Origin of the sequence: Streptomyces bugieae, from assembly GCF_036352915.1 — a bacterium.
GTDB lineage: Bacteria > Actinomycetota > Actinomycetes > Streptomycetales > Streptomycetaceae > Streptomyces > Streptomyces endophytica.
Map to the genome: position 1 here is coordinate 1 of NZ_JAZBJP010000033.1, position 18,741 is coordinate 18,741.

Below are 18,741 nucleotides of genomic sequence, written 5' to 3' on the forward strand. Positions count from 1 at the left end.
GGGTGGTGGGGGTGGGTGGGCCGGGGTGATGCGAGGTGGCGCGGGGCGGTGCGGGGTGCGCCCTTCGGGGACTCGGCCGGCCGGTGGCCGCCGGGCGTTCAGGCAGCGTCCCCGTCCTCGTCCCCGTCCTCATCCCCCTACGCCTCCGTGTCCTGGCGGACTTCCATGTGGGCCACCTTGCCGTCGCGGAAGGCGTAGACGTGGCGGAGGAGAGTGTCGGACCAGTGGTCTCCGGTGGCGTCCCGGAGGCCGGTGCGTACGCGGACGGCGATGCGGCCGTCGGGCTCCGCGGCCATGCCCTCCATCCGTACGAGGGGGTGAGCGACGGCGAACTGACGCTTCCAGTAGGCGAGGACGGCGTCGATGCCGTGCAGGCGCGTGCCCTCGGCGACGTTCGGCCAGTCGACGTCCGGGTGGAATGCGGCGCGGGTGAAGTCGTCGACCTGCTGGGTGTTGAAGATCTCGTACATGCGGCGGAGCAGTTTCGCCCGGTCGGCGGGAACGGTTTCTCCGGCTTCGGCGGTCTCCTTGCCTTGGACCGTTTCCCTGGTTTCGGCCGTTTCGCTGCCTTCGTTGGCTTCGCTGTCCTTGGCGGTTTCGCTGTCGTTGGTGGTTTCGCTGTCGTTGGTGGTTTCGCGGTCTTCGGTCGGCATGGGGGAAGCCAAGCGGATGGGTGGGGGTTGGCCGATGCATTTCGGTGGTGTTCGTCGGTGGCGGAATGCGTGGGCCGTAGTTGCCGTGCCGACGAGCAATGGGGAGGCATTGACGCTACGTAGCGTGAGCGGTTGCGGACGCTATGGGGTCTCCTTAGCGTGAGGGAGAGGTTCTCGGGGTCTTGCTCGGATCTTGCTCGGGTCCTGCTCGGGGTCTTTTCTCCGTGGCTCGGGGCCTTTTCTCCGTGGGAGGAAGCGCATGTTTCGGCAGCGTTCGCACTCGTGGCACTCGCCTTCGCGGCATTCGCCTTCATGGCACTCGCCTTCGCGGCATTCGGCTTCGTGGCAGAGGAAGGTCGGCCGGGTGAGCCTCTGGGTCGTTTCCGGGGTGCTGGGTGGGGCCGTCGCCGCGGGGCCGGTGAGCCTGGCGGCCCCGGTCGTGGCGGCGGCGGACGACAACCCCGGCAGTCCCGCCCGGCCCATGGGGCGGGTGGTGGCCGAGGAGGGGCTGGTGGTGCGGACGGGGCCGAGCAACCGGTACCGGTCCGTCGGGTCGAAGCGGTACGGGGCCGTGGTGGGGATCGTCTGCCAGGTCAACGGGCAGCGCGTCAAGGGGAACCCGGTCTGGTACAAGCTCAGCGACGCCTCGTACGCCTGGTCTTCGGAGCGCGGGATCGTGAGCGAGGGGGCGGACCCCCGCTGGTGCTGATCAACGGCACCGACCCGGACGGCCGGACCCCCCGCCCCCGCATGCAGGGCCTCCACGTCCGGACGTGCGGCTCCCCGGCCGGACGTGCGGCCGCCCCTCGGCCGGACGTCCGCCCCCCGACGTGCGGACCCCCGGCCGGACGTGCGGACCCTCCGGCCGCCACATCCGACATAACGGAAATAGCGGCCACTGCTTGCTACGTTGCCAGGCATGACGGCGAGGGCAAGGGCGGTCGCCGCCGGACGGCATCCGGCGGACCCTTCCCCCGCCCTGCCGCCGCGTGCCAAGCAGCGCGGTATCGAACTGGCCCTCCTCGTGGGCGCCGTGCTGATCAGCGTCTGCGGGTACGTCGTCGTCGGCCTGGCCCGTGGGCATGCGGTGCCGGGCGGCGCGGTCCGGTACGGCGCGGGGCTCGGTGGGCTGGCGCTGCTCGCGCATCTCGTCGTGCGCTTCCGCGCGCCGTACGCCGATCCGCTGCTGCTGCCCACGGCCGTGCTGCTCAACGGGCTCGGGCTGGTGCTGATCTTCCGGCTCGATCTGGAGACGCCCGGGGACCGGGCCGCGCCCGCCCAGCTGATGTGGTCGACGGTCGGGGTGGCGCTGTGCATCGCGGTGGTGCTGCTGCTGCGCGACCACCGCGTGCTGCAGCGGTACGCGTATGTGTGCGCGGCGCTCGCGCTGCTGCTGATGGTCGCGCCGATCCTGTTCCCCGCCGTGAACGGGGCGAAGATCTGGATCCGGCTGGCCGGTTTCTCCCTTCAGCCCGGTGAGTTCGCCAAGGTGCTGATCACCGTGTTCTTCGCGGCGTACCTGGCCGCCAACGGCGGCGCGCTGGCGCACACCGGCCGCACGGTGGGGCGGCTGCGGCTGCCGGCCGGGCGGGTGCTGGGGCCGGTCGTGGCGGTCTGGCTGGTCAGCGTGGCGGTGCTGGTCCTCGAACGCGATCTGGGCACCTCGCTGCTGTTCTTCGGGATCTTCGTGGTGCTGCTGTACGTGGCGACCGGGCGGACCGGCTGGATCGCGGTCGGGCTGCTGCTCGCGGCCGTCGGGGCGGCCGCGGTGGGGACGTTGGAGCCGCATGTGCACAGTCGGGTCGAGGACTGGCAGCATCCGTTCGCCGGGATCGCGGCCGGGAAGGGCGCCGGGCAGCTCGCCCAGTCGCTGTTCGCGTTCGCCGCGGGCGGGGTGTTCGGCACCGGGCTCGGGCAGGGCCACTCGTATCTGATCGGCTTCGCCATGAAGTCCGACTTCATCCTGGCCACGTGCGGTGAGGAGCTCGGGCTGGCCGGGCTGTCGGCGCTGTTCGTGCTGTACGCGCTGCTGGTGGGCCGCGGTTACCGGGCCGCGCTGGGGCAGCCCGATCCGTTCGGCAGCCTGCTGGCCGTGGGGCTGGCGGCGCTGCCGGCGATCCAGGTGTTCGTCATCGCGGGCGGGGTGATGGGGCTGATCCCGCTGACCGGGATGGCGATGCCGTTCCTCGCCCAGGGCGGGTCGTCGGTGGTCACGAACTGGATCATCGTCGCGCTGCTGCTGAAGGTCAGCGACCGGGCGCGGGCGCCGCGGCCGCCGGGGCAGCAGTCGGCCGGCGGCGGGAGCTGGGTGGTGGGGTTCATGACGCCGGTGCGGGCCCGGGACGCGGCCGGCGGCGCGCCCGCCCCGGAGGCCGGGCGTTGATCCGCGGTATCCGGCACACCGCCGCGTTCTCCTTCCTGCTCCTCCTCGCGCTCCTGGTCAACGCCGCCCGGGTGCAGGTCTACGAAGCGGAGCGCTACGACGCCAGCCCGGCCAACCGGCGGGCGGCGATCGCACGGTACGCGCAGCCGCGGGGCGCCGTGCTCGTCGCGGGCCGGCCGGTCACCGGCTCGCGGGACAGCGGCGGGCGGCTGCGCTACGAGCGCGCGTACGCCGACGGGCCGCTCTACGCACCGGTCACCGGCTACTCCTCGCAGACCTACGGGACGTCGCTGCTGGAACACGCCGAGGACCCCGTGCTCGCCGGCACCGACCCGCGGCTCGCCACCTTCCCCTGGTGGGACCGGCTGACCCGGACCCACCAGCCCGGCGGCCAGGTCCACACCACCATCGATCCGCGGATGCAGCGCGCCGCGTTCGCCGGGCTGGACGGCCGGAAGGGCGCGGTGGCCGCGATCGAGCCGCGCACCGGGCGGATCCTGGCGCTGGTCAGCTCCCCGTCGTACGAACCGGGGGTGCTGTCCGGCAACGGGCCCGCGGTCGACGATGCCTGGCGCCGCCTGAACGCCGCCGCGGAGCGGCCGATGCTCAACCGGGCGCTGGCACAGACCTATCCGCCCGGGTCGACCTTCAAGGTCGTCACCGCGGCCGCCGCACTGGAGAGCGGCCGGGTCACCGACATCGACGCGCCGACGGACTCGCCGGATCCGTACCTGCTGCCGGGCACCGCCACCCGGCTCGGCAATGCCGCGAAGGACTGTGCGGACGCCTCGCTGAAGGAGGCGTTCCGGGCCTCCTGCAACACCGTGTTCGCGCGACTGGGCGACGAGGTCGGGCTGCGCGGGATGGCCGCGATGGCGCGGCGGTTCGGCTTCAACGACCGCCGACTGCGGGTTCCGTCGCCGGTCGCGCCCAGCCATTTCGACACCCGCATGGATCCGGCGCAGGTCGCGCTGTCGGCCATCGGGCAGTACGACACCGCGGCCACCCCGCTCCAGATGGCGATGGTCGCGGCGGCGGTCGCCAACGGGGGGCAGCTGACGCCGCCGTACCTCGTCGACCAGGTGACCGACGCGGACGGGGTGATGGTCGCGGACGGTCCGCATCCGACCACCCGCCAGGTGATCAACCCGGCCACCGCCGAGCAGCTCCAGGAGATGATGATCGACGTGGTCGCGCACGGCAGCGGGCGGCGCGCCGCTGTCAAGGGCCTCACCGTCGGCGGCAAGACGGGCACCGCCCAGCACGGGGTGCACAACGAGGGCACGCCGTACGCCTGGTTCATCTCCTGGGCGCGGACCAACGACACCTACGAACCGACGGTCGCGGTGGCCGTGGTCGTCGAGGACGCGGCGGCCGAGCGCGCGGACATCAGCGGCGGGGGGCATGCGGCGCCGATCGCCCGGGCGGTGATGGCGGTCGCGCGGTGATCGCGGTGGCGGGGTGATGGCGGCGGACCACGGTGGCCGGGCCGGGCCCGCGCCACAATGGCCGCATGGCTGACCCGACTCCCTCCCCCTCGCCCTCCCCCTCGCCCTCCGCTGCGCCGTCCCGTCCGCCCCTGTCGCTGTCCGAAGTGGAGGCGCTGGCCCGGCGCGCGCACGAGGGGCAGACCGACAAGGCGGGCCGCCCGTATGCCGAGCACCTGGCCGCGGTGGCCGCCGGCGTACGCGAACGGGGCGGCAGCGACGAGCAGATCGCGGCCGCCTGGCTGCACGACGCGGTCGAGGACGCCGCGCTGAGCGAGGAGTGGCTGGCCGGTGCGGCGCTGACCGGTGCGACCAAGGCGATGGTGCTGGCGGTCACCAAGCGGCCGGGCGAGCCGGTCGAGGAGTACACCGCGCGCATTCTGGCCACGCCCGGCGCGCTGCTGGTCAAGGAGGCGGACCTGGCGCACAACGCCGATCCGGCCCGGCTGGCCGTGCTGGACGCGGCGACCCGGGAGCGGCTGACCGCGAAGTACGCGCGGGTGCGGGGGCTGTTGGGCCTGGTCTGAGCGCGTCGGCTCCGACCCCGGCCGGCTCGCGCTCCCCCGGTCCACACCCCGGACGCCCGCACAAAAAGGTGGTGTACACAGCTAGTCTGCGGCGATGACTCCCACCCAGCCTTCGGACCCCACCACCCCGGGGGCGGCGCGCGTGATCGCCGCCCTGGAGGGCGTCGGCGTCCGCCGCTACACCACCGGACAGGTCATCCTCGACGGCATCGACTGGACCGTGCGGTCCGGCGAGCACTGGGCGCTGCTCGGCGCGAACGGGGCCGGCAAGACCACCGTGCTGCGTCTCATCGGTGCGCTGATGTTCCCGACGGTCGGCAGCGTCGAGGTGCTCGGGCACCGGCTCGGCTCGGTGGACGTGCGGGAACTGCGGGCGGCGATCGGGCTGGTCTCCAGCGCCCAGAAGGTTCCGCAGGACGCCACCGGGCACACGGTCGTGCTGACCGGCGCGACCGGGACCGTGCAGCCGCTGTGGCGCAAGTACGACGAGGCCACCCGCGAGCGCGCCCACGCCCTCCTCGCCGAGCTGGACTGCAAGGAGCTGGCGGACCGGCCGTACGGCGTGTGTTCGGGCGGGCAGCGGGCCCGGCTGCTGATCGCCCGGGCGCTGATGGCCGACCCTTCGCTGCTGCTGCTCGACGAGCCGTTCAACGCGCTGGACCTGCCGTCCCGGGAGGACCTGATCGACGCCCTGCACCGACTCGCCACCGGGCGGCCGGAGTTGGCGACGGTGACGGTCACCCATCACCTGGAGGAGCTGTCCCCGGCCATCGGCCATGCGCTGCTGCTGCGGGACGGCCGGGTGCAGGCGCGCGGGCCGGTGGACGAGGTGCTGACCGGGGAGCGGATGACGGCCTGCTTCGGGCGGCCGATCGAGGTCTCCCGCCACGAGGGCCGCTGGCTGGCCCGCTCGGGCCGCCGCTAGCGGAGGCTTCCCTACGGGCTCTGTGCCGCCTCGCGGACGCCGTCCAGGAACCGGCGGATCGCGGCCCGTTCGCCGGTGTCGAAGGTGTCGAGCAGGGCCAGCGTGCGGTCGATCAGCGGGCCGAAGAACGACTGGCCCAGGGCGACCGCGCGCTCGTCCACCTCCAGCAGGATCCGGCGCCGGTCCCGGGTGTCCCGGACCCGGCGGATCAGGCCGAGCCGCTCCAGGCGGTCGACGAGCGCGGTGGTGCCGGCGGAGTTCAGGCCGAGGTGCGCGCCGAGCCGGCCGGGGGTCGAGGGGACGCCGGCCCGGGCCGCGTCCAGCAGGCCGATCAGAGCCCGCAGGTCGGTGGGGTGCAGACCGTTGCGTCCGGCGAACTGCGCGCCCGCCAGGTCGAGTTGGAGGGTCACCTCGCGCAGCAGATGGATCAGTTCCATCCCCGCGGGTTCCTGCCGCTGCACCATGCCCGACCGCCTTTCCCGTCCCGCACCGTACCCTAATATCTCGCTCATCGAGATACTTGCCCAGCGAGACACTGAGCACGGTGGCCGGCACGGCGGTCCGGGCGCTCGGTGACCGAGAGGACGGTCGTATGGCAGCCACCGACCCCACCGCCTTCCCCGCCGCCTACGCGCAGGCCATGGCGCGCTGGCCGGGCACCGTGGAACGGCTCGACCTGCCCTCGGAGTTCGGCACCACCCGCGTCCATGCCTGCGGACCCGCCGAAGGCCCGCCGCTGGTGCTGCTGCACGGCGGCGGCACCACCTCGGCCGTCTGGTACGCGCTCGCCCCGGCGCTCGCCGGCACGCACCGGGTCCACGCGGTCGACCAGATGGGCACCCCGGGACTGAGCGTGCCCGGCGGCCGCCCGGTGCGCCGGCCGGCGGACCTGATGGCCTGGCTCGACGGGGTCCTCGACGGCCTCGGGCTGACCTCGGCCACACTGCTCGGGCACTCGTACGGCGGCTGGGTCGCGCTGAGTTACGCGGCCCGGGCGCCGCGCCGGGTGGACCGGCTGGTGCTGCTCGATCCGACCGGGTGTTTCGCCCCCTTCCGGCCGTCCTATCTGGCGCGGGCGGTGCCGCTGTTCGTACGGCCCGGGGAGCGGAGCACCCGCCGGTTCCTGGCGTGGGAGACCGGGGGCGCGCCGCCGGCGCCGGAGTTGGTGCGGCTGATGGGCGTGGGCGCGGTCGCCTTCCGGGGCGCGAAGGTGGTGACCGGGCCGCGACCGGACCTGTCCGGGCCGGCGGCGGCCGGGCTGCCGGCGCTGGTGCTGCTGGCGGGGCGCAGCCGGGCGCACGACCTGCGGCGGGTCGCGGCCGGTGCCGAACGGGCGCTGCCGGGCGCACGGATCGAGACCGTGGCGGGCGCCACCCACCACTCCCTGCCGGAGAACACGGACGGCGAGCCCGCCCGGCGGGTGCTCAGTTTCCTGGCAGCGGTTCCCGGCGCGCCCGCCACTCCTCCGGCAGCGCCGCCACCCCCGTACGGGCCGCCACCACACCGCCCGTGATGGCGCAGGTGGTGTCCACGTCGCCGAAGCCGGCGGCGGTGGTCCAGAGGGCGGATTCCAGGTCGCCGGGGGCGGGGGTACCGCCCTGCTCCTGCCGGGCTCGGGGGGCGGCCGCGCACCACAGGGCGAACGGGACGGTGTCGTCGGCGCGGATGCGCCGGCCGCTGCCCAGTGCGGCGGCGGCCTGCTCGGGGGTGGTGCCGGGCGGCAGGGCGGCGGCGCGGAGCAGGCCCTGGCGGACCGGACCGTCGGGGGTGCGGTCGGCGACGGCGGCGAGGGACGGGACGTCGCCGCGGGCGGAGAGGGCGGCCGCGACGGCCACCGCGACCGCGCCGGCGACGCCCTCGGGGTGGGCGTGGGTGACCCGGGCGGAGCGGGCGGCCTGGTCGGCGGCGCGGTCGAGATCGTCGTGGAACCAGGCGCCGAGCGGGGCCACGCGCATGGCGGCGCCGTTGCCGAGGCTGCCCTCGCCGCCGAAGAGCAGGCCCGCGAGTTCCTCCCACTGGTCCGGGGTGGCGGCGACGCGCGGCAGCAGCGCGTGCATGCCGGAGCCGTAGCCGCGCCCGGGGTCGGCCCGGTAGGTGGCGGCGAACCGCTCGGCCAGCGGCCGCTCCGCCACCTCGCCGTACTCCTCCAGGACGGCGAGCAGGTCGAGGGCCATGGCGGTGTCGTCGGTCCAGTGCCAGTGCGGCTCGGGCGGGATCGTGCGGGTGGCGATCAGCCGGCGGGCCTCGTCCGGCCGGCGGAAGATGCGGAAGAAGCGCTCCCCGAAGGCGTCGCCGTACGCCAGCCCTTCGAGGGCGGTGCGTGCGGCCCGCCGGCGGTCGTCCGTGTCCATGCCGGGATCCTGCCACTCGATCCCGGGGCCCTGGGGGCCGCCCCGGTCAGCCGTCCGCCTCGCCCTCCGCGATGGCCGCCGCGACCTCGGCCGTACGGGCCGCCTCCTCGGCGGCGAACCGCTCGGCGTCCAGTTTCTCGGCGAGTTCCTCGTCCTGGGCCATCAGCAGATCGAGATTGGCGTCCCCCAGCTCGAAGACGCCCAGGTCCACATAGGCGCGCTGGAGCCGTTCGCCCCACAGCCCGATGTCCTTGACGCACGGGACGATCCGGCTGAACAGCAGTTTCCGGAAGAGGTGCAGGAATTCGGAGCGTTCGGTGAATTCGGCGGCCTCCTTGGGTGGAATGCCGAAGTTCTCCAGGACTTCGAGGCCGCGCAGCCGGTCGCGCATCAAATAGCAGCCCTCGATGACGAATTCCTCGCGTTCGCGCAGTTCGGCGTCGGTGAGCTGTTTGTAGTAGTCGCGCAGCGCCATCCGGCCGAAGGCCACGTGACGGGCCTCGTCCTGCATGACGTAGGCCAGGATCTGCTTGGGCAGCGGCTTGTCGGTGGTGTCCCGGATCATGCCGAAGGCGGCCAGCGCCAGGCCCTCGATCAGCACCTGCATGCCGAGGTAGGGCATGTCCCAGCGGGAATCCCTGAGGGTGTCGGCGAGCAGCGCCTGGAGATTGTCGTTGATCGGGTAGAGCATCCCGATCTTCTCCTGGAGGAACCGGCTGTATATCTCGGCGTGCCGGGCCTCGTCCATGGTCTGGGTCGCCGAATAGAACTTCGCGTCGAGGTCCGGAACGGATTCCACGATCCGGGCCGCGCAGACCATGGCGCCCTGTTCGCCGTGCAGGAACTGGCTGAACTGCCAGGCGGTGTAGTGCTGGCGCAGATCACCGCGGTCCTTCTCGGTCATCTTGTCCCAGTACTTCGTGCCGTACAGGGACATCGACTCGTCAGGGGTGCCGAGCGGGTCCTTGGGGTCGACCTCCAGGTCCCAGTCGATCCGCAGGGTGGCGTCCCACTGCTTGTCCTTGCCCTTCTGGTAGAGCGCGAGCAGCCGGTCGCGCCCGTCGTCGTACTCCCAGTTGAACCGGGCCGCGCCGGTCGCCGGCACCGCCCACAGGTCGTCGCCCGGGTTGCGCACGTACAGGTCTCGGGTGGACACGGACGCCTCCTCCGCTCGCCAACCGCCATGTCATCGGCGGTGGTTGGCAGGCTCACACGTTTCTTACCGGCGGGTCAATAAGTCGTGCGGGAGGGATTGACGAGCTTGCTGACAAGCAGTCTCATAAGAGCTGACCGCGGGTAACACGCCACTAGCGAGGTAGCCACAGCCATGACGAGCGCGCCCACCGCACTGACCGCGACGGACACCGAAGTCCTCCGGGACGCCCTCGGTCTGCTCAAGGACCGGGAACAGGTCGCCGAGCGACTGCTCGACTCCTCGGCCAAGCACTCCTTCGACCCCGACACCGAACTCGACTGGGACGCGCCCCTCGAAGAGGGCAAGTGGTTCTGGCCGCCGGAGCTGGTCTCGCTCTACGACACGCCCCTGTGGAAGAAGATGTCGCTGGAGCAGCAGCAGGACCTCGCCCGCCACGAGGCCGCCTCGCTCGCCTCGCTGGGCATCTGGTTCGAGATCATCCTGATGCAGCTGCTGGTCCGGCACATCTACGACAAGCCGGTGACCAGCGCCCACGTCCGCTACGCACTCACCGAGATCGCCGACGAGTGCCGGCACTCCAAGATGTTCGCGCGCATGATCCAGCGCGGCGGGGCGCCCACCTACCCGGTCTCCCGCCTCAACCACCACCTCGCCCGGATCCTCAAGACCGTCTCCACCACCCCCGGTTCGTTCGCCTGCACCCTGCTCGGCGAGGAGATCCTGGACTGGATGCAGCGGCTGACCTTCCCGGACGAGCGGGTGCAGAGCCTGGTGCGCGGGGTGACCCGGATCCACGTCGTCGAGGAGGCCCGGCACGTCCGCTACGCCCGCGAGGAACTCCGCCGCCAGATGGTCACCGCACCCCGCTGGGAGCGGGAGTTGACCCGCCTCAGCTGCGGCGAGGCGGCCCGGGTGTTCTCCGTCGCCTTCGTCAATCCGGACGTGTACCGCAATGTCGGGCTGGACAAGCGGGAGGCGGTGGCCCAGGTGAAGGCCAGCGGCCACCGCCGCGAGGTGATGCAGTCCGGCGCCCGGCGGCTGACCGACTTCCTCGACGAGATCGGCGTACTGCGCGGCGTGGGCCGCCGGCTGTGGCGCAGCTCGGGCCTGCTGGCCTGAAGCGGCCGGCCGCGGCGACCGTTGGGGGCGAGCACCTGTACGAGCGGAAATCCGGGGCGGTTACGCTGCTGCCCATGAACGGCAGCGGCACCGCCCCAGCAGTACCCCGACCCGCCTACCGCAGGCTGAGCGTCGAGCAGCGCCGCAGCCAACTGCTCGCGGCGGCCCTCGGGCTGTTCGCGCAGCACGCACCGGAGGACGTCTCGCTGGACGACGTGGCCACCGCCGCCCAGGTCTCGCGGCCGCTCGTCTACCGCTACTTCCCCGGCGGCAAGCAGCAGTTGTACGAGGCCGCGCTGCGCAGTGCCGCGGACATCCTGGAGCGCTGCTTCGCCGAGCCCGAGACCGGGCCGCTCACCCAGCGGCTGTCCCGTGCGCTGGACCGCTACCTGGCGTTCGTCGACGAACACGACGCCGGCTTCAGCGCGCTGCTCCAGGGCGGCAGCGTCGTGGAGACCTCCCGTACGAGCGCGATCGTGGACGAGGTGCGGCGCGCCGCGGCCGACCAGATCCTGCGCCACCTGGGCGAGCCGGAACCGGGCCTGCGGCTGCGGATGACGGTCCGGATGTGGATCACCGCCGTCGAGGGCGCCTCGCTGATCTGGCTCGACGAGGGCAAGCGGCCGCCGCTCGACGAGCTGCGCGACTGGCTGGTCGACCACTTCGTCGCCCTGCTCACCGCGACCGCGGCACGCGATCCGCAGACCGCGCGGGTGACCCGGGGAGCGCTGCGGATGGAGCCCTCCGAAGGCCCGGTCGGCGACCTGGCCCGCCGCATCCTGCCGGTCGTGAGTGACGCCACCCACCTGCTGTGACCTGCACGGCGACCCCCGTGATGTGAGACTGGGGGCGTGCGAAGCGAGAACACGCCCTTCGTGGGCGGCCCCCTGGACGGCCGGGTGCTGCCCGTACTGGTCGGGATGACCGGCCAGCCCCCGAAGACCTACGAGATCCCGGTACCGAACGACGACGGACGGCCCCCGACGGTGCATGTCTATCGACGGGTGCCGGGACGGGTGGGGCGCCTGGGGTTGCCACGGGGGTGGAAATACGAATACGTCTCGGAGGCCAAGGGGACGTCCAGGGGCCTCAAGTGGCCCTGGACCAGGGGGTGAGCGAACAGCGAACTCCCCCACGTACCTGGCTTTCCCGCCGCGGGTCGTCTCGCCGTTGCGCGCTTTGCGGCGCCTCCCACGTACCTGTCTGTCTCGCCGCGGTTGTTCTCGCCGTTGCGCGCTTTGCGGCGCCTCCCACGTACCTGTCTGTCTCGCCGCGGTTGTTCTCGCCGTTGCGCCTGCGGCGGGCTAGGTCGTTGTGGGTGCGGTGACGGACCTCCGGGGGCTTGTTCGTGGACTGCTGACGCTTTACGTCCACGAACAAGCCCCCTCCGGCCCGTCCCCTCCCGTTGGGGGAGGGGAAGAGGCCGGTGGGGGCGAGCGGTGTTCTCACGTACGCGCGGTGGAGTGGGTGGGGGTGCTCAGCCACGGGTGGGGGCGTATCCGTGCTGACGAGCACCGAACCTAGCGGCGACGCCCGCCCCCACCCACCGTTTCCTTCTCCCCCATCGGGAGGGGACGGGCCGGAGGGGCCGGTTGTGTGGACGTAAAGCGTCAGCAGTCCACACAACCGGCCCCGGAGGCCCGTCACCGCACCCGACACCCACCCAGCCCGCCGCAGGCGCAACGACGAGCGAGCCCCGCGGCGGGACAGCCAGGTACGTGGGATTCAGCCGAGCGACGCGAGATACGCCGCGGCCTTGTCCGGTTCGAAGAAGAAGTTCTCGAAGTCGGACGGGTCGTTGAAGCCGTTGGCGAAGCGGTCGGCGACGGGCTGGAGCTGGCCGGCCGCGCCGAGGATGTTCAGGACGTGCTCCGGCGGCGGGGCCAGCATCGCGTTGGTCCACTTGGTGACGTGCTGGGCGGTGTCCCAGTAGCGGTCGAACGTGGCCTGCATCCACTCCTCGTCGAACGGCTCCGCACCGCGCTCCACAATGGAGGAGAGGTAGGCGGCGGCGCACTTGGAGGCCGAGTTGGAGCCCTGGCCGGTGATCGGGTCGTTGGCGACGACCACGTCGGCGACGCCGAGGACCAGGCCGCCGGAGGGCAGCCGGCCGATCGGGTTGCGCACGGTGGGCGCGTAGCGGCCGGACAGCGTGCCGTTGGCGTCGGTCAGTTCGACCTTGGTGCAGCGGTCGTACTCCCACGGCAGGAACGTCTTCATCAGGTCCAGGGTGACGGCCAGGTGCTCGGCGGGGTCCTTGACCTGCCCGAAGACGTCCAGCGGGCCGCCGGGGATGCCCTCCCAGAAGAGGATGTCGGCGCGGCCGGAGGTGGTGAGCGTCGGCATCACGAAGAGCTCGCCGACACCGGGAACGACGTTGCAGCGCACCGCCTCGAAGTCGGGGTGCTCCGGGCGGGGGCCCATGCCGTGCACGTAGGCGACGGCCAGCGCCCGCTGCGGGGCGTCGTACGGCGAACGGGAGGCGTCCCGGCCGAACATGGACACCAGCTCGCCCTTGCCGGCCGAGACCATCGTCAGGTCGTAGCGGCTCGCGAAGAAGTCCAGGTCGGAGACGGCGGCGCCGTGGATGACGAGCTGGCCGCCGCGCTGCGCGAAGGTCTCCATCCAGCCGGCCATCTTCACCCGCTGGTCGACGGACTGGGCGTAGCCGTCGAGCGTGCCGACCCAGTCGATGGCGCGCTGGGTGCCGTCGGGTCCCTCGTGGCTGCCGGGGGCGGCGACGGAGACGCCGAGGCCCTCGATGCGCGGGGCCTGGCTCTCCCAGAAGTTGATGTCGAGGTCGCGCTCGTGCTGGAGGGCGGTGTGGAACATGCACTGCGTCGACATGACCCGGCCGGAGCGGATCTCGTCGGCGGTGCGGTTGGACATGAGGGTGACCTCGTAGCCCTTGGACTGCAGGCCCAGGGCGAGCTGGAGACCGGACTGGCCGGCTCCGATGATGAGTATCTTCCGCATGGCGGCACTCTTCTCTGCTACTGCGATGTTCGGGGGTGAGGGGTGGGGGTCGTGCGAGGGGTGGCCCCTCAGGGGACGGGCCCGTGGGGGCGGGCCCGTAGGAGGACCGGTCCTCGGGAGGACCGGCCCGTAGGCGGACCGGCCCATGGGCGGACCGGTCCTTGGGAGGGCCGGCCGTTACTCCGGCGTTGCTTCCAGGGCGTGGCCGACCAGGGCGAGCAGCGACTGGATCACGGTGGTCCGCTTGCGCGCGTCCATGATCACGATCGGTACCTGTGCCGGTACGGTCAGCGCCTCGCGGACGTCCTCGGCCTGGTAGCTGTCGGTGCCCTCGAAGTGGTTGACCGCGACGATGTAGGGCAGCCCGCAGCTCTCGAAGTAGTCCAGCGCCGGGAAGCAGTCCTCCAGCCGCCGGGTGTCGGCCATCACGATCGCGCCGATCGCGCCGCGCACCAGGTCGTCCCACATGAACCAGAACCGCTGCTGTCCGGGCGTTCCGAACAGGTACAGGACCAGTTCCTGGTCGAGGGTGATCCGCCCGAAGTCCATCGCGACCGTGGTCGTGGTCTTCTCCGGGGTGGCGGTCAGATCGTCGGTGCCCTCGCTGGCCTGGGTCATCACCGCCTCGGTCTGCAGCGGGGTGATCTCCGAGACCGAACCGACGAACGTGGTCTTGCCGACACCGAAGCCGCCGGCCACCACGATCTTGGTGGCGATCGGCGCCCGCGACCGGTCCGTCTGCCAGCTCTGCAGCCCCGCGTCGGCGGCCGTGGCCACCGGGCCGGCCTGACCCACGGAACCGGCGGTCGTCGTCGGCCCGGCCGATATCGTGTCAGAGCCTGTGAAGTCCACTCAGCACCCTTTCGAGCAGCGCGCGGTCGGGCCGGCCGGTGCCGTGCCCGGTGCCGTAGACGCGAATCTTTCCCTGGTCGGCGAGGTCGCTGAGCAGGACGCGGACCACGCCCAGCGGCATCTTGAGGAGGGCGGAGATCTCCGCCACCGAGCGCATCCGGCGGCAGAGCTCGACGATCGCCCGCATCTCCGGCATCACCCGGTCGCCCCAGCCGCCGGACGTGAGCTCGCGCCGTTCTTCGGGGGCTTCCAGCGCGGCCACGAAGGTCTCGACGAGCAGCACATGGCCGAATCGCGTCCGGCCGCCGGTGAGCGAATACGGCCGCACGCGCGAGGGTTTGCGATCCCCGCCGCGCACGGGGAGTTTGGGGGACTTGCTCACTGGGCGCTCTCCATCGACTTGCGGAGTTCGGTGCGGAGTTCGGGGGTGAGGACGTGGCCGGCCCGGCCGACGAACAGTGCCATGTGATAGGCGATGACGCTCATGTCGCAGTCCGGTGCGGCGTGCACGCCGAGCAGCGAACCGTCGCTGATCGACATCACGAACACGCTGGCCTCGTCCATCGTGATCATCGTCTGCTTGACGGCCCCGCCGTCCATCAGCTTCGCGGCACCCTGGGTGAGGCTGCCGAGTCCGGACACGATGGTGGCCAGGTCGGCGCTGGACCCGCGGGGGCCGCCGGCGCCGCCGGGGCGTGCCGCCTCGTCCACCCGGTCAGGGTCGGAGCTGAGCAGCAGCAGTCCGTCGGAGGAGACCACCGCGACCGAGCGGATGCCCGGCACCTCCTCCACCAAGTTGCTCAGCAACCAGTGGAGATTGCGGGCCTGGCTGCTCAGTCCTTGTCCGTAAGCAGTGGGCGCTTGCGCCTTCACTCGCGTGCCTCCTCGACAATGTGGCTCTCTTCCGGGGCCCCCGCTCCGTCGGTGTCGTTCTGTGGGCTGGTCTTCTCGGTCGTGCCTTCCGCGAGTTCGGCCGCCACGTCGCGCCGGCCGGTCCGCGCCCCCTGCTGGAATCCGCCGAGCCGGCGCCGCAGCGCCTCGGCGTTGGCCGCACCGCTCTTGCGCGGGGCGGTGGGCGCCTGCTGCTGCGCCACGATCTTGGGCGTGCGCTTGGGCAGCCCCAAGCTGGTCCGCTGCTTCTCCGGCGTGGCCGCCGGCGCCGCGTCGTCGGGCGCCGCGTCGGAAGGCGCCTCCTCCGCGGGCGCGGCGTCCGTGGGTGCGGCGTCCGCGGGTACGGCGTCCGCGGGTGCCGGGTCCGTGGGTGCCGGGGACGTGGCCGGCGTGGCCGCCTCGGCGCGGGCGTGCTGGTCCGGGCCGATGGCGTACGGGTCCTCCGCGGCCGGGGCGGCGGCCGGCGCGGGCCCGGCCGGCGCGTCCTCCGGGGGCCGGGTGTGCTCGGCGGTTCCGCCGGCCGGGATCCCGGCCGCGTCGAGCGCGCGCTCCGCTGCGGCGACGAACGGATCGCCCTGCGGGCCGCCGGCCGGACCGTCCTGGCCGGGTGCCGGATCGGCGGTCCGTTCCGGTGCGGGCACGGCCGCCGCCGCGCCGCGGCCCGCCGCCGGGTCCACCCGCGGCGCCCGCGTCTGCAGGGTGTTGGAGTTCGCCTCGGCCACCGAGCCGGGCAGCCCCGGGGCGTGCGCATCGTGCGGGACGGACATCGCGGACGCCGGGCCGGGACGGGTCGGCAGGATCGAGCCGGGCAGCACGATGACGGCGGTGACCCCGCCCTGCTTGGCGTCCCGCAGCTGGACCCGGACGCCGTGCCGGGCGGCCAGCCGTACGACGACGTAGAGCCCGAGGCCCAGCGCCTCGTCGATGTTCTCGGCGGTCGAGGCCGCCTCCGCGTCCGTCAGCCGCTCGTTGAGCTCGGCCATCCGCTCCGCGGTCATCCCGATGCCCTCGTCCTGGACCGAGAGCATCACCTCGCCGCTCTCCAGCAGCCAGCCGGACAGCTCGACATGGGCGTCCGGCGGCGAGAAGGCGGTGGCGTTCTCCAGGAGTTCGGCGATCAGGTGGCTCAGGTCGTCCGCGGCGAAGCCGGCGACCTGGGAGTGCGGCGGCAGCGACTGGATGCGCACCCGCTCGTAGCGTTCGATCTCACTGACCGCGGCGCGCAGCACGTCCAGCAGCGGGACCGGGCCCGGGTGGTTGTTGCCGTGCTGCTCGGCGCCCGCCAGCACCAGGAGGTTCTCGCTGTTGCGGCGCATCCGCGCGGCGAAGTGGTCCAGCTTGAAGAGGGTGTCCAGCCGCTCCGGGTCCTGCTCGGTCTCCTCCAGCCCCTCGATGACGCCGAGCTGGCGCTCCACCAGGCCGAGGGTGCGCAGCGCGAGGTTGACGAACCGGCCCTGTACGCCGGTGTGGGCGGCCTTGAGCCGCTCGGTGAGGTCGGCGATCTCCTCCTTGAGGGCCTCGCCCTGCTCCTGGAGCACCTCGCGCTCGGCGACCAGCCGCTGCCGGCCGCCGATCAGCCGCTTGCGCTCGCCCTCCAGTTCGGTGGTGCGCCGCGACAGCTCGCCCACCTGGGTGTGCAGCGCGTTCACCGACCTTACGGCGGCGGCGAATTCGTCGTTGCGGCCCTTGTACGTGATGGGGTCCTCGTGCGCCGGGTCGGCGGCGACCCGGCGGGCGCCGATCCGCAGCGCGGCCAGCGGCTGGGTCATCGAGCGCGCGGCCCAGATGCCGGCGCCGACGGCCAGCAGCAGGCAGAGGCCCTCCAGGCCGATCCGGATCTCCAGCTCGGTGACGTCGTCGTCGCGCAGCTGGCCGAGGCGCTGGACGTCGGCGGTGGCCATGGCCGATTCGACGCCCCGCATCAGCCCGATCCGGGTGGTGAGGGCGTTCTCCACCCGCTGGCGGCTGAGCCGCAGATCGGCGGCGTCCAGGCGCGGCTGGTCGGTGAGCCGGGTCAGATAGCGCTCGGCGGTGCTGACGTCCGTGCCGTTGACGGTGCGGTCGTAGCGGTCCCGGGCGCCCTGGCCCGCACTCTCCCGGAAGTCGCCCAGCGCGCCCTGTTCACGGACCCGCGCGACCTGCGCGAGACCGGTCAGCGTGGGCTGGCTGCCGCCCGCGTTGAGCCCGGCCAGCAGCAGGGCGCGGGTGCCGGCGGCCTGGTCGGTGGCGCGGGCGAGCGCGGGCAGCGCCCGGGTGTCGGCGTCGCCGGAGTCCGCCCGGGCGGGCAGCCCGCGGGCGATGTCGTCGCTGATCGCCCCGAGTGCCTGGATGATGTCGGTGTACGCGCGGTAGACCTGCTCGGCCGATTCCGCCCGGGCCAGCGCCTTTTGACGGATTTGCGGGAGGGTCTTGAGCAGCTTGGCGGCGGTCGCGTAGACCGCGCTGTCGCCCGAGGCGTCCTGGGCCTCGGTGCGCAGGTCGTCGATCTGCCGGTCCACGCGGGCGCGCTGGGGGCGGGCGACGGCGGCGTTGTCGGCACCGGGGCCGCTGGTGACGGCGGCGCCGGCCGCGGCGGTGCGGGCCCGGGTGCCGTTGACGCCGGGGAGGTTGGTGCCGGTTCCGCTTCCGGTGCCGGTTCCGGCCGTTGTGGTGCCGGTTGTTCCGCTTCCACCGGTCGTGCCGGTTCCGCCGGTTGAGGTGGTTCCGCCGGTTCCGGTCGTGCCACCGGTGCCGGTGCCGTCGACCGTGCCGGTGCCCGCGCCGTTGCCGGTGCCGTCGACCGTGCCGGTGCCCGCGCCGTTGCCGGTCCCGTTGACGGTGCCGTTTGCGGAACCCGTGCCCGTGCCGTTGTTGCCCGTGCCCGTACGGCCGTTGTGGCCCGCGGCGGCGTAGCCGGTCATCCCGTCGCGCTCGTCGGCGAGGGAGTGCGCCAGTGCGATGGCCCGGGCGTTGAGTTCGGCCAGGTCGACCAGGTGCTGGCTGTTGTTGGCGTCGTCCGCCGTGCCGAGCAGACCGGGGGCGCCGGCCCCGAGGACCGCGACGGCGACCACGGCCACCGCTCCGACCAGCCGGTTGCGCACCCGTGCGGGACGCTGCCCCGCGAGGTCGTCACCGCCGCTCGCGCCCGGTCCCTTACCGGAACCGGAGCTCTTGCCAGGACCCGAACCCGTCACCGGTCCGGAGACCGAACCGGCCGGTGAACCCGGCTTCCCTGCGCCGCCCCGAAGCCGCATCTTCCGCACCGCTGCTCGCATTCCTGTCTCGCCTGCCCACGCCGTGTGGCGTCGCGGACCCGGCTCGCTCTCCGCTCGCGGGCGGACCTGCGCGCACTCCGCAGCAGCGCATACTTCCGCGAGGGGGAACAGTCCGGCTCTGCGCGTCGCGACGAATGTCCTGGCCCCCCGTGATCCGGGCAATGACC

18 protein-coding genes are annotated in these 18,741 nt (G+C 72.9%); 9 read left to right on the forward strand and 9 right to left on the reverse strand.

The features are described 5' to 3' along the window. Nucleotides 1–137 precede the first annotated feature (137 nt). The gene (locus V2J85_RS32795) at nucleotides 138–653 is read right to left on the reverse strand and encodes a nuclear transport factor 2 family protein (RefSeq protein ID WP_330823616.1); all 516 of its coding nucleotides are present in this window, start codon (nucleotides 651–653) and stop codon (nucleotides 138–140) included. 364 nt (nucleotides 654–1,017) lie between these two features. Here V2J85_RS32795 and V2J85_RS32800 point away from each other — a divergent pair, with 364 nt between their 5' ends. The 5 genes from V2J85_RS32800 to V2J85_RS32820 all read left to right on the forward strand — a co-directional run bounded on the left by V2J85_RS32800 (nucleotide 1,018) and on the right by V2J85_RS32820 (nucleotide 5,975). Then, nucleotides 1,018–1,362 carry a hypothetical protein gene (locus V2J85_RS32800; RefSeq protein ID WP_330823617.1) on the forward strand — a complete coding sequence of 115 codons (345 nt, stop codon included), beginning with the start codon at nucleotides 1,018–1,020 and terminating at the stop codon, nucleotides 1,360–1,362. Between the two features lie 210 nt (nucleotides 1,363–1,572). Further along, complete coding sequence (locus V2J85_RS32805; protein ID WP_261955706.1) at nucleotides 1,573–3,036, forward strand: FtsW/RodA/SpoVE family cell cycle protein; 1,464 nt, start codon at nucleotides 1,573–1,575, stop codon at nucleotides 3,034–3,036. Then, nucleotides 3,033–4,484 carry a penicillin-binding transpeptidase domain-containing protein gene (locus V2J85_RS32810; RefSeq protein ID WP_261955707.1) on the forward strand — a complete coding sequence of 484 codons (1,452 nt, stop codon included), beginning with the start codon at nucleotides 3,033–3,035 and terminating at the stop codon, nucleotides 4,482–4,484. The genes V2J85_RS32805 and V2J85_RS32810 overlap by 4 nt, the downstream gene beginning before the upstream one ends. Nucleotides 4,485–4,549: 65 nt before the next feature. Then, nucleotides 4,550–5,050 carry an HD domain-containing protein gene (locus V2J85_RS32815; RefSeq protein WP_261955708.1) on the forward strand — a complete coding sequence of 167 codons (501 nt, stop codon included), beginning with the start codon at nucleotides 4,550–4,552 and terminating at the stop codon, nucleotides 5,048–5,050. Between the two features lie 94 nt (nucleotides 5,051–5,144). Continuing rightward, nucleotides 5,145–5,975: an ABC transporter ATP-binding protein gene (locus tag V2J85_RS32820; protein WP_261955709.1), complete on the forward strand. Its 831-nt coding sequence runs from the start codon at nucleotides 5,145–5,147 to the stop codon at nucleotides 5,973–5,975. 11 nt (nucleotides 5,976–5,986) lie between these two features. Here the strand turns inward: V2J85_RS32820 and V2J85_RS32825 are convergent, their stop codons facing one another. Continuing rightward, the gene (locus V2J85_RS32825; protein WP_330823618.1) at nucleotides 5,987–6,439 is read right to left on the reverse strand and encodes a MarR family winged helix-turn-helix transcriptional regulator; all 453 of its coding nucleotides are present in this window, start codon (nucleotides 6,437–6,439) and stop codon (nucleotides 5,987–5,989) included. Nucleotides 6,440–6,567: 128 nt separating this feature from the next. Between V2J85_RS32825 and V2J85_RS32830 the strand changes: the two genes are divergently transcribed. Next, entirely contained in the window at nucleotides 6,568–7,488 is a 921-nt protein-coding gene (locus V2J85_RS32830; RefSeq protein WP_330823619.1) for an alpha/beta fold hydrolase, read from the forward strand. Here V2J85_RS32830 and V2J85_RS32835 read toward each other — a convergent pair. Both V2J85_RS32835 and V2J85_RS32840 read right to left on the reverse strand, forming a co-directional pair. Continuing rightward, nucleotides 7,400–8,326, reverse strand: a complete 927-nt coding sequence (locus V2J85_RS32835; protein WP_330823620.1) for an ADP-ribosylglycohydrolase family protein — start codon at nucleotides 8,324–8,326, stop codon at nucleotides 7,400–7,402. The two genes, V2J85_RS32830 and V2J85_RS32835, sit on opposite strands and share 89 nt — an antisense overlap. 46 nt (nucleotides 8,327–8,372) lie before the next feature. After that, the gene (locus tag V2J85_RS32840; RefSeq protein ID WP_261955713.1) at nucleotides 8,373–9,482 is read right to left on the reverse strand and encodes a ferritin-like domain-containing protein; all 1,110 of its coding nucleotides are present in this window, start codon (nucleotides 9,480–9,482) and stop codon (nucleotides 8,373–8,375) included. A gap of 171 nt (nucleotides 9,483–9,653) precedes the next feature. Between V2J85_RS32840 and V2J85_RS32845 the strand changes: the two genes are divergently transcribed. From V2J85_RS32845 to V2J85_RS32855, 3 genes are all read left to right on the forward strand, one after another. Further along, the gene (locus V2J85_RS32845) at nucleotides 9,654–10,601 is read left to right on the forward strand and encodes an AurF N-oxygenase family protein (RefSeq protein WP_261955714.1); all 948 of its coding nucleotides are present in this window, start codon (nucleotides 9,654–9,656) and stop codon (nucleotides 10,599–10,601) included. A 74-nt stretch (nucleotides 10,602–10,675) separates the two neighbouring features. Beyond that, nucleotides 10,676–11,416 carry a TetR/AcrR family transcriptional regulator gene (locus tag V2J85_RS32850; RefSeq protein WP_330823621.1) on the forward strand — a complete coding sequence of 247 codons (741 nt, stop codon included), beginning with the start codon at nucleotides 10,676–10,678 and terminating at the stop codon, nucleotides 11,414–11,416. A 36-nt stretch (nucleotides 11,417–11,452) separates the two neighbouring features. Further along, the gene (locus V2J85_RS32855; protein ID WP_330823622.1) at nucleotides 11,453–11,716 is read left to right on the forward strand and encodes a hypothetical protein; all 264 of its coding nucleotides are present in this window, start codon (nucleotides 11,453–11,455) and stop codon (nucleotides 11,714–11,716) included. A gap of 610 nt (nucleotides 11,717–12,326) precedes the next feature. Here the strand turns inward: V2J85_RS32855 and V2J85_RS32860 are convergent. The 5 genes from V2J85_RS32860 to V2J85_RS32880 form a co-directional block, all read right to left on the reverse strand. Further along, the gene (locus V2J85_RS32860; RefSeq protein WP_330823623.1) at nucleotides 12,327–13,577 is read right to left on the reverse strand and encodes a styrene monooxygenase/indole monooxygenase family protein; all 1,251 of its coding nucleotides are present in this window, start codon (nucleotides 13,575–13,577) and stop codon (nucleotides 12,327–12,329) included. Between the two features lie 177 nt (nucleotides 13,578–13,754). Beyond that, nucleotides 13,755–14,372, reverse strand: coding sequence for a GTP-binding protein (locus V2J85_RS32865; protein WP_261955718.1), 618 nt, complete (start codon nucleotides 14,370–14,372; stop codon nucleotides 13,755–13,757). Nucleotides 14,373–14,409: 37 nt separating this feature from the next. Then, nucleotides 14,410–14,811, reverse strand: a complete 402-nt coding sequence (locus V2J85_RS32870; RefSeq protein ID WP_261955719.1) for a DUF742 domain-containing protein — start codon at nucleotides 14,809–14,811, stop codon at nucleotides 14,410–14,412. Beyond that, nucleotides 14,808–15,302, reverse strand: a complete 495-nt coding sequence (locus V2J85_RS32875) for a roadblock/LC7 domain-containing protein (RefSeq protein WP_261955720.1) — start codon at nucleotides 15,300–15,302, stop codon at nucleotides 14,808–14,810. Before V2J85_RS32875 ends, V2J85_RS32870 begins: the two co-directional genes overlap by 4 nt. Next, nucleotides 15,299–18,400 carry a sensor histidine kinase gene (locus V2J85_RS32880; protein ID WP_330823624.1) on the reverse strand — a complete coding sequence of 1,034 codons (3,102 nt, stop codon included), beginning with the start codon at nucleotides 18,398–18,400 and terminating at the stop codon, nucleotides 15,299–15,301. Before V2J85_RS32880 ends, V2J85_RS32875 begins: the two co-directional genes overlap by 4 nt. Between the last annotated feature and the right edge of the window lie 341 nt (nucleotides 18,401–18,741).

Bases quoted from the DNA above. Each gene is read 5' to 3' on its own strand.
- V2J85_RS32795 (WP_330823616.1), bottom strand. From the start codon at position 653: ATGCCGACCGAAGACCGCGAAACCACCAACGACAGCGAAACCACCAAC.
- V2J85_RS32805 (WP_261955706.1), top strand. From the start codon at position 1,573: ATGACGGCGAGGGCAAGGGCGGTCGCCGCCGGACGGCATCCGGCGGAC.
- V2J85_RS32815 (WP_261955708.1), top strand. From the start codon at position 4,550: ATGGCTGACCCGACTCCCTCCCCCTCGCCCTCCCCCTCGCCCTCCGCT.
- V2J85_RS32820 (WP_261955709.1), top strand. From the start codon at position 5,145: ATGACTCCCACCCAGCCTTCGGACCCCACCACCCCGGGGGCGGCGCGC.
- V2J85_RS32825 (WP_330823618.1), bottom strand. From the start codon at position 6,439: ATGGTGCAGCGGCAGGAACCCGCGGGGATGGAACTGATCCATCTGCTG.
- V2J85_RS32830 (WP_330823619.1), top strand. From the start codon at position 6,568: ATGGCAGCCACCGACCCCACCGCCTTCCCCGCCGCCTACGCGCAGGCC.
- V2J85_RS32835 (WP_330823620.1), bottom strand. From the start codon at position 8,326: ATGGACACGGACGACCGCCGGCGGGCCGCACGCACCGCCCTCGAAGGG.
- V2J85_RS32845 (WP_261955714.1), top strand. From the start codon at position 9,654: ATGACGAGCGCGCCCACCGCACTGACCGCGACGGACACCGAAGTCCTC.
- V2J85_RS32850 (WP_330823621.1), top strand. From the start codon at position 10,676: ATGAACGGCAGCGGCACCGCCCCAGCAGTACCCCGACCCGCCTACCGC.
- V2J85_RS32860 (WP_330823623.1), bottom strand. From the start codon at position 13,577: ATGCGGAAGATACTCATCATCGGAGCCGGCCAGTCCGGTCTCCAGCTC.